Annotated in this window: 3 protein-coding genes, 3 tRNA genes and 2 rRNA genes; 4 read left to right on the plus strand and 4 right to left on the minus strand. The window is 44.2% G+C overall.

Annotated elements, in window-relative coordinates:
* Nucleotides 1-383: 383 nt before the first annotated feature.
* From F6K13_RS01625 to F6K13_RS01640, 4 genes are all read right to left on the minus strand, one after another.
* Entirely contained in the window at nt 384-1,070 is a 687-nt protein-coding gene (locus F6K13_RS01625; protein ID WP_124146550.1) for a PEP-CTERM sorting domain-containing protein, read from the minus strand.
* 1,155 nt (nt 1,071-2,225) lie between these two features.
* Nucleotides 2,226-2,298: transfer RNA gene (locus F6K13_RS01630), tRNA-Glu, on the minus strand.
* A 100-nt stretch (nt 2,299-2,398) separates the two neighbouring features.
* Nucleotides 2,399-3,838 (minus strand): S-layer homology domain-containing protein, encoded by a 1,440-nt coding sequence (locus tag F6K13_RS01635; protein WP_124146564.1) that lies wholly within the window; start codon nt 3,836-3,838, stop codon nt 2,399-2,401.
* 76 nt (nt 3,839-3,914) lie between these two features.
* Nucleotides 3,915-4,463: a DUF4231 domain-containing protein gene (locus tag F6K13_RS01640; protein WP_287286715.1), complete on the minus strand. Its 549-nt coding sequence runs from the start codon at nt 4,461-4,463 to the stop codon at nt 3,915-3,917.
* A 213-nt stretch (nt 4,464-4,676) separates the two neighbouring features.
* Between F6K13_RS01640 and F6K13_RS01645 the strand changes: the two genes are divergently transcribed.
* The 4 genes from F6K13_RS01645 (at nt 4,677) to F6K13_RS01660 (ending at nt 9,499) form a co-directional block, all read left to right on the plus strand.
* Nucleotides 4,677-6,164, plus strand: a 16S ribosomal RNA gene (locus tag F6K13_RS01645).
* Nucleotides 6,165-6,285: 121 nt separating this feature from the next.
* A tRNA-Ile gene (locus F6K13_RS01650) sits at nt 6,286-6,359 on the plus strand.
* Nucleotides 6,360-6,372: 13 nt separating this feature from the next.
* A tRNA-Ala gene (locus tag F6K13_RS01655) sits at nt 6,373-6,445 on the plus strand.
* Between the two features lie 175 nt (nt 6,446-6,620).
* A 23S ribosomal RNA gene (locus F6K13_RS01660) occupies nt 6,621-9,499 on the plus strand.
* Together the 16S and 23S rRNA genes with 2 tRNA genes alongside form the textbook arrangement of a ribosomal RNA operon.
* Nucleotides 9,500-9,543 lie beyond the last annotated feature (44 nt).

Consider the following 9,543-nt stretch of genomic DNA (forward strand, 5'->3'; position numbering starts at 1 on the left):
GAGTCAGGAGGAGAGAGAATTACAAAGATGAGCGTAGTTATGACAATTGAAGATTTTTTTTATGTCTAATTAAACGGATTTGATATAATTAATTCTTTCCGTCTACTCCCTACTCCCTACTTCCCTACTCCTGAAAAATACTTTTTCAGCAAACCCTAATTATCTCGGTAAGGTTTAAAAATATTCTGATTTGTCAGAAGAGGAAAGAGTAAAGAGAGATTAATGTTTAACTGGAATGATATAATTTCCTTTACTACCAGCATCGTTAGTAGGGGGAAACGGTCGGAAAACCATTCTTTAATACTTAATAATGCCGATGATACCGGATTTTATATCAACTCCAATTTAAGATTGAACCTACAACCTACAACCTACAAACTTCTTCAATTATCTTGGTGCTTAAACATAGAAGTAGCGCCGAATGCCGCGAAAGCTAATAAACCTAATATTGAAGTAGGTTCGGGAACAGGAGTTAACATTATATTATCAAAATTTACATCACCAGAACTAGCAATATAAATTTGAGTAATATTTTCAAAACCATCTATTGATAGAGTTTCAAAAGGCAAGGATATATCGTTACCAATGGAATATTCTGTAAATTGACCGGCAACTTGCATTGTTGGGTCAAATGTTGTGGAAATTAAGATTTTAGTATCATCTGTTGTATAACCAGTAATTGCATTTTCATTCTTCCGCAATTGATAATCTAAACTTTTTAAAGAGAAGATGCCACCATTTTTTAAAGTGATAAATGAACCTAAAAGTCCGAATTCATTAGTAAAATGTTGAGCTTCATAATTCTGGCGAGCATGAAAATGTGAAGTATCACTAAAATAAGCTGATGGACTGCCTATTTCCTGTGCTGAAAATGCTGCTACATTAAATCCATTTTCCATGAAACATTTACCCGCACTCAATGGAGAAGTACAAGTGTTGGGATTGGAATTATCATATATTTCAGAATCATAAGTAATTGTTGCTGCCTTAGCTTGCTCATTACCAACAAATAGTATAGCTAAAGTCGCACAACAACCAATTCCTATAGCTTTCAAGTTTTTGAATATCATATTATTAATGCCTAAATTTCAGTAAATTAACGAGGAGATAATAGCACTACATTTCAGACATTACAACTACTTTTATATAATATTTATCTATGACAAAATGTCATATTTTTTTTAGTTAATTGAAGATGATAACTTATTTTTTAATTACTATCAATTTAACTTAGGAGCCATGTAAGAATAAGTTGTACAAATTTTATCTGGGATAAATTGTGAAATACAGCTTCCATCAAAAAAACTGTAATGGTTATTTTTACACGAGTCCTTACTGTTTAATAAGTGATTATTTGAATTATAAAAGTGAGAAAATTTTCTATTTAAGGCCAAAAATATAGATTAAGACTGGAGTTTAGACTAAATTTTGGAATCTTCAAATAATCTACCCAGAAGCAATGAAGACTTGGAACTCACTACCCTTGGGTAATATCAGGGATGTGAATTTTCTCGATGCTTTTTATGATTTGTATTTTTGAGGGAGTTTGGGTGAGGAGTAGGTTATTCAAACTCTTCAAAAAGTCTTGCCATGGGACAATTAACCCATAGCAAAAGCTCTGGATAATTAACTTAAAAGTTGTTGCAATGCTGATACAGAAATAGTTTCAGCCTAGGTTCAACTATCTCACTCTTCTCCCTCGGCAAGTGTTCGGCCCGCTGTAATTAGTCTAAACTCCAGTTAAGATGTAACTACCTTTTTTGAATTTGGTATAACCGACATTCCGCAGGTCTAGCTTGTAGTGTCAGGTATTTATTGCTCAGATTTTTACATGATAGGCATTACGAGCAAGGTTTAAGTATAAATACATACTACATTAACTATTGACTATAATTCTTAATATTAGAATCTGTGTTCCACCATCTTCGTGGAAAAAGGTACTGTAGTATGTTTGTCGTGCGGAATGTGGGGTATAAGGGGATAAAGAAGAAAATTATACATCTTCTTGCCTCCCTATTGCAGGAGGTACTGATAGCTTCTGATAGAAAACGCTAACTGATATAGCAATCTAAGGAAAGGTTAGGATATATCAAAAGTTTAAAACTCAGGGAACGCCAGATTTCTTCTTCTTCCTTCTTCGCCTGATATTGACCTTGACTATGACTATTTTCCCCAAAAAAACAAAAAATAACAGAATTAATATTTCTGCTATCCTTAATTTATTATACCCCCAAGGGAATTCGAATCCCTGTCGCCTCCGTGAAAGGGAGGTGTCCTAGGCCTCTAGACGATGGGGGCTTGTTTGTTTCTTTTCACTCTTACTAGAGTAGCGAATTCCTAAATAAATGTCAAGGGGTACGAAAAAAAAATTTTTCGCTCAACCCTTTGGCCATCTTGACTACTGAAGATTGTGGCTTTGTGGTAAAGCCATCTGAGCCGATATCCCTTCTTTTGCATCTCCAAAATACCATAAAACAGCAGCAGCTTCAGCCCGACTCACTGTTTTATCTGGCCTAAATAATTTCGTATAACCAAAAACCCGCCTAATATTAGAAAAATCATTCTGAGCATCTGCCAATACAGCTCTCAAAGCAGCAGGGTCAATCCTAGAAGCATCTTGAAAATCCCAAGCTTCTTTAACTTTTTCTATTGTTGCCTCTGGCAATGCCTTGCGAAAATCTAGAGGTACTTTCCAAAGAATCAAATCCTCACGGGTTAAAAAATCATTTGGACGAAATTTAACTACATTAGTATCTCCAGACAAAGGACTAGGAATTAAACCAGCTTCTGCCAAACCTTGAATTACCGCAAAGTCTGGGTCAGTTTTCGGGACATCTTCAAAAATTGGTGTTTCATTGAGCAGTGCTAATCGGATTTGTTTAGCAGAATTATTAGTAAAAATCTTATTATTAGTATTTACCAACCACCGAACATATTCCCGCCTAGTGACAATATTCTGAGGATCGACTAAAAGAGTAGTAGTATCTGGATTATCTTGATTTTGGGGTTGTGGCTGCTGAAATACTCCCAGTTTGGACAAATCTGCGACATATTGACGTAATCCTGAAGGCACATCTCTGAGAGCTTTTTTTAAGACAGGGGACTCTGTAGAAGTGGGGAGCGGCACTGGAGGGATGCTATTGGGAGGAAATGTTGTAGGAGTCGGTAACGCGGCTACTCCAGGAGTGGGCAAAGGTGTCGGTAATGATGCAGTTGGAGATGGCTCAGGAATAGGTAATGCTTGGGGTGATGCTGTGAAATTGGGAGATGGCTGAGTTTCTAGCTGGATAGTTGATGGAGAAACTGGGACGGGTGGAGGCGAGGGTATATTGGCAGTTTCTTCATTCTTGGATTGATAGTCTATCTCATATTCTGTTGCTATTCCTGGAGTTTGGCTAGGTTTGAGGGATACCTCTACCTGCAAATCATTTTTTTCTGCCACCAGAGATCCACTACCCTCTTCGGTAGGTTCGCTAATAATTTCCCAATTTTTGTCTCGAAATTCTTTTTGATAGAAATTTTGGACTACGTTAGTAGGGTCTGAACTACTCCAAACTGTTTTTTGCTCTTGTTCGGATTTTTCAATTAATTGGGAGTTGGGATATGGAGAGATTTCTGAGGGAAAATCAGCCGGAATTTGTGTTGGTTGTTCGGGTTGCTGGGTGTTTTGAGTAGGGATTTGAATTAATTGGTTAAAAGGAGGGTTATTTTTTAACTTGGGGTCTGCTGCAAAAACTTTTTCTAGCTCTTTACTTGAGGGATTATTTGCACAAGCGCTGACTGACATTAATAAACAAATAGTTAAACTGGTAAATATAGAAGGTCTATTTAATAACATATTCATTAATATAAATTTAGTTGCTATTTTTCAGGGAGGTTTTTGTTTCCTCCCTTAATTCTCAAAACTATATTTTTCAGGTATTCTTTGACAAGGATTTTGGTTGTTCAGCAGATAAGTTGTTTTTTTCTTCCTTTTTATCTTCTTGTTGTGGTGATTCCTGTCCTGCTACTTGTTTGAGATGAATAGTATTTACCTTGGTAATAAAATTAGCTATAGAATTTCTAGCTTTTTTGCCACGTTCAGTTGTATCTTCTACATCATAAATTCTATAAGATACATTTGCACCTAAGATAAATTTCTCCTGTTCTGCTTCTAAGAGTTCCACAACTCGATTAGCAGAAATCCAATTTTCTTGGAAAGGAAATGAAGTTACAACACTAGCAACTATAGAAGCGATCGCTGGACAAATTACAGGTAACCATTTTAACCAAGCCTGACCAGTTTCTAATTTATCAACAAGGACTAAAATGGGGGTAACTCCCGAAAAAACTATTGTGCCTAACTGCAAAATATAGTAGATATTTCTAGCTTTTTGCCTGGTCTTTTTGTAATCGTCTATTAACTCTTGAGTATAACGANAACTAAAAATAAAAAAAATTGAGAAAAGGGGTTGACATACCAAAGTTGAGTTGCTAGATTAGTAAATGCGCAGGGAGAGAGGCAAACACCTCCAACCAACGCCAGAACCTAGAAAACTCAATAGTTTGAAAGTTTTACAGCACTACATTCCTTGTTAAAAATATTTAACTAGGACGAAGAACGTAGTTCTAAATCCTTGATACAAGAAAAAAACCTCATAGTCAAGAGACTATGAAAAAAAGTTAGAGAATCAAACATCATGGAGAGTTTGATCCTGGCTCAGGATGAACGCTGGCGGTCTGCTTAACACATGCAAGTCGAACGGACCCTTCGGGGTTAGTGGCGGACGGGTGAGTAACGCGTGAGAATCTGCCTTCAGGTCTGGGACAACAGAAGGAAACTTCTGCTAATCCCGGATGAGCCTAATGGCAAAAGATAAATTGCCTGGAGATGAGCTCGCGTCTGATTAGCTAGTTGGTGGGGTAAAAGCCTACCAAGGCAACGATCAGTAGCTGGTCTGAGAGGATGAGCAGCCACACTGGGACTGAGACACGGCCCAGACTCCTACGGGAGGCAGCAGTGGGGAATTTTCCGCAATGGGCGAAAGCCTGACGGAGCAAGACCGCGTGGGGGAGGAAGGCTTTAGGGTTGTAAACCCCTTTTCTTTGGGAAGAAGTTCTGACGGTACCAAAGGAATCAGCCTCGGCTAACTCCGTGCCAGCAGCCGCGGTAATACGGAGGAGGCAAGCGTTATCCGGAATGATTGGGCGTAAAGCGTCCGCAGGTGGCCATGTAAGTCTGCTGTCAAAACCCAGGGCTCAACTCTGGTCAGGCAGTGGAAACTACAAAGCTAGAGTCTGGTAGGGGCAAAGGGAATTCCCGGCGTAGCGGTGAAATGCGTAGATTTCGGGAAGAACATCGGTGGCGAAAGCGCTTTGCTAGACCAGAACTGACACTCAGGGACGAAAGCTAGGGGAGCGAATGGGATTAGATACCCCAGTAGTCCTAGCCGTAAACGATGGATACTAGGTGTTGCCTGTATCGACCCAGGCAGTGCCGTAGCTAACGCGTTAAGTATCCCGCCTGGGGAGTACGCACGCAAGTGTGAAACTCAAAGGAATTGACGGGGGCCCGCACAAGCGGTGGAGTATGTGGTTTAATTCGATGCAACGCGAAGAACCTTACCAGGACTTGACATGTCGCGAATCTCAGGGAAACTTGAGAGTGCCTTCGGGAGCGCGAACACAGGTGGTGCATGGCTGTCGTCAGCTCGTGTCGTGAGATGTTGGGTTAAGTCCCGCAACGAGCGCAACCCTCGTTTTTAGTTGCCATCATTAAGTTGGGCACTCTAAAGAGACTGCCGGTGACAAACCGGAGGAAGGTGGGGATGACGTCAAGTCAGCATGCCCCTTACGTCCTGGGCTACACACGTACTACAATGGTCTGGACAGAGGGTAGCCAACCCGCGAGGGCGAGCCAATCTCAAAAACCAGGCCTCAGTTCAGATTGCAGGCTGCAACTCGCCTGCATGAAGGAGGAATCGCTAGTAATCGCAGGTCAGCATACTGCGGTGAATCCGTTCCCGGGCCTTGTACACACCGCCCGTCACACCATGGAAGTTGGCCACGCCCGAAGTCATTACTCTAACTCGCAAGAGAGGGGGATGCCGAAGGCAGGGCTGATGACTGGGGTGAAGTCGTAACAAGGTAGCCGTACCGGAAGGTGTGGCTGGATCACCTCCTTTAAAGGGAGACCAACAAGAGCAGCAGAAAAAAATAGTATATTACTGTTGTATCTAGAATCCCTGGTCGAGCAAGGAAAAATAGTAGGAAGTAACTTTCAAACTAGAGTTATGGTTCATCTATGGGCTATTAGCTCAGGTGGTTAGAGCGCACCCCTGATAAGGGTGAGGTCCCTGGTTCAAGTCCAGGATAGCCCACCTAATCAAACCGGGGGGTATAGCTCAGTTGGTAGAGCGCTGCCTTTGCAAGGCAGAAGTCAGCGGTTCGAGTCCGCTTACCTCCAGGAGAAAACTCAAGAATTCAGCAATCAGACCTGAAAAAAATCAAGTCAGACTGCTGGGAATCTACTTTCCAGTAAGAACCTAGAAAACTGCATAGTCAAAGAAGTAAAAAGTAACTGAAAAGTGAGTTAGATGAAATCAAACATCTAACAAAGTCCAGTCAGGTAGACTGAAAGTGGTCAAGTTAATAAGGGCTGACGGTGGATACCTAGGCACACAGAGGCGACGAAGGACGTGGTTACCTACGAAAAGCTCCGGGGAGCTGGAAGCGAGCATTGAGCCGGAGATATCCGAATGGGGCAACCCAAAAACGGCTGGCCGAATATATATGCCAGTACGAGCGAACCCAGCCAACTGAAACATCTTAGTAGCTGGAGGAAGAGAAAGCAAAAGCGATTTCCTATGTAGCGGTGAGCGAAAGGGAAACAGCCTAAACCATCTGTTAACACAGATGGGGTAGTGGGACAGCCATCAGTAAGTGAGGAAGTTAGGCGAAGCAGCGAGAAACTGCACCAGAGAAGGTGAAAGTCCTGTAGTTAAAAACCGAATCAATTACGGTTGTATCCCGAGTAGCATGGGGCTCGAGAAATCCCGTGTGAATCAGCGAGGACCACCTCGTAAGGCTAAATACTCCTGTGTGACCGATAGTGAACCAGTACCGCGAGGGAAAGGTGAAAAGAACCCCGGAAGGGGAGTGAAATAGAACATGAAACCGTCAGCTTACAAGCAATGGGAGCTCGATTAAACGAGTGACCGTGTGCCTGTTGAAGCATGAGCCGGCGAGTTATAGGCAGTGGCAGGTTAAAACCAGAAAGGTTGAAGCCAAAGCGAAAGCGAGTCTGAACAGGGCGATAAGTCACAGTTTATAGACCCGAACCCTGGTGATCTAACCATGTCCAGGATGAAGCTTGGGTAACACCAAGTGGAGGTCCGAACCGACTTCTGTTGAAAAAGGAGCGGATGAGGTGTGGTTAGGGGTGAAATGCCAATCGAACCAGGAGCTAGCTGGTTCTCCCCGAAATGTGTTGAGGCGCAGCGGTGAGAGTAAAAGTCTGGGGGTAAAGCACTGTTTCGGTGCGGGCTGCGAGAGCGGTACCAAATCGAGACAAACTCTGAATACCAGATGGTAATCTCACCAGTGAGACGGTGGGGGATAAGCTTCATCGTCGAAAGGGAAACAGCCCAGACCACCAGCTAAGGTCCCCAAATTACCACTAAGTGAGAAAGGACGTTGGAGTCCATAGACAACCAGGAGGTTGGCTTAGAAGCAGCCACCCTTGAAAGAGTGCGTAATAGCTCACTGGTCAAGGACTCTGGCACCGAAAATGAACGGGGCTAAGTGGTATACCGAAGCTGTGGAATACTATTAGTATTGGTAGGGGAGCGTTCCGTGGTAGTAAGAAGCATTAGCGAGAGCAGGTGTGGACGAAACGGAAGTGAGAATGTCGGCTTGAGTAGCGAAAATATGTGTGAGAATCACATACCCCGAAACCCTAAGGGTTCCTCCGGACGGCTCGTCCGCGGAGGGTGAGTCAGGACCTAAGGCGAGGCCGAAAGGCGTAGTCGATGGACAACGGGTGAAAATTCCCGTACCGTGATTGGTTGGTGCAGAGGGACGGAGAAGGCGTGAGCTAGCCGGAAGATGGTTACCGGTGTAAGCGTTCGAGGTGTTGCGGAGCGGAGAAAACGTTCCAAGCTGAGGCGTGAGTCCGAGCTCCTACGGGAGCGAAGTAGTATCTGTCAGGCTTCCAAGAAAAGCTCTAAACACCATAAATCAATGATGCCTGTACCCGAAACCGACACAGGTAGGGTGGTTGAGAATACTCAGGGGCGCGAGATAACTCTCTCTAAGGAACTCGGCAAAATGGCCCCGTAACTTCGGGAGAAGGGGTGCCAGCGAGAGCTGGCCACAGTGAAGAGTCCCAGGCGACTGTTTACCAAAAACACAGGTCTCCGCAAAGTCGAAAGACGCAGTATGGGGGCTGACGCCTGCCCAGTGCCGGAAGGTTAAAGAAGTTGGTCAGCGAAAGTGAAGCTAGCGACTGAAGCCCCGGTGAACGGCGGCCGTAACTATAACGGTCCTAAGGTAGCGAAATTCCTTGTCGGGTAAGTTCCGACCCGCACGAAAGGCGTAACGATCTGGGAGCTGTCTCGGAGAGAGACTCGGCGAAATAGAAATGTCTGTGAAGATACGGACTACCTGCACTTGGACAGAAAGACCCTATGAAGCTTTACTGTAGCCTGGAATTGGGTTCGGGCTTCTCTTGCGCAGGATAGGTGGGAGGCGATGAATAGTTCCTTGTGGGGACCTAGGAGCCATCGGTGAGATACCACTCTAGAGAGGCTAGAATTCTAACTTGGAGCTAAATCAAGCCCAGAGACAGTTTCAGGGGGGCAGTTTGACTGGGGCGGTCGCCTCCTAAAAGGTAACGGAGGCGCGCAAAGGTTCCCTCAGGCTGGTTGGAAATCAGCCGGAGAGTGTAAAGGCACAAGGGAGCTTGACTGTAAGAGAGACAACTCAAGCAGGTAGGAAACTAGGCCTTAGTGATCCGACGGTACTGCGTGGAAAGGCCGTCGCTCAACGGATAAAAGTTACTCTAGGGATAACAGGCTGATCTCCCCCAAGAGTTCACATCGACGGGGAGGTTTGGCACCTCGATGTCGGCTCATCGCAACCTGGGGCGGAAGTACGTCCCAAGGGTTGGGCTGTTCGCCCATTAAAGCGGTACGTGAGCTGGGTTCAGAACGTCGTGAGACAGTTCGGTCCATATCCGGTGTAGGCGCAAGAGCATTGAGAGGAGTTCTCCCTAGTACGAGAGGACCGGGAGGAACGCACCGCTGGTGTACCTGTTATCGTGCCAACGGTAGACGCAGGGTAGCCAAGTGCGGAGCGGATAACCGCTGAAAGCATCTAAGTGGGAAGCCCACCTCAAGATGAGTGCTCTCACTACTTTAAGTAGGTAAGGTCACGGGAAGACTACCCGTTGATAGGTGTTCGGTGGAAATGCAGTAATGTATGCAGCCTAGACACACTAACAGACCGAGGACTTGACCTCATTTCTCTTTTCACTTCTGACTATGCAGCCTTCTTTGTTTCTTT

It is taken from the genome of Okeania sp. SIO2B9, assembly GCF_010672505.1.
GTDB classification, from domain to species: Bacteria; Cyanobacteriota; Cyanobacteriia; order Cyanobacteriales; family Microcoleaceae; genus Okeania; species Okeania hirsuta.

What these genes read in the sequence shown, in the direction of transcription:
- F6K13_RS01635 (WP_124146564.1), bottom strand. Translation starts at nt 3,838, where the DNA reads ATGTTATTAAATAGACCTTCTATATTTACCAGTTTAACTATTTGTTTA.
- F6K13_RS01625 (WP_124146550.1), bottom strand. Translation starts at nt 1,070, where the DNA reads ATGATATTCAAAAACTTGAAAGCTATAGGAATTGGTTGTTGTGCGACT.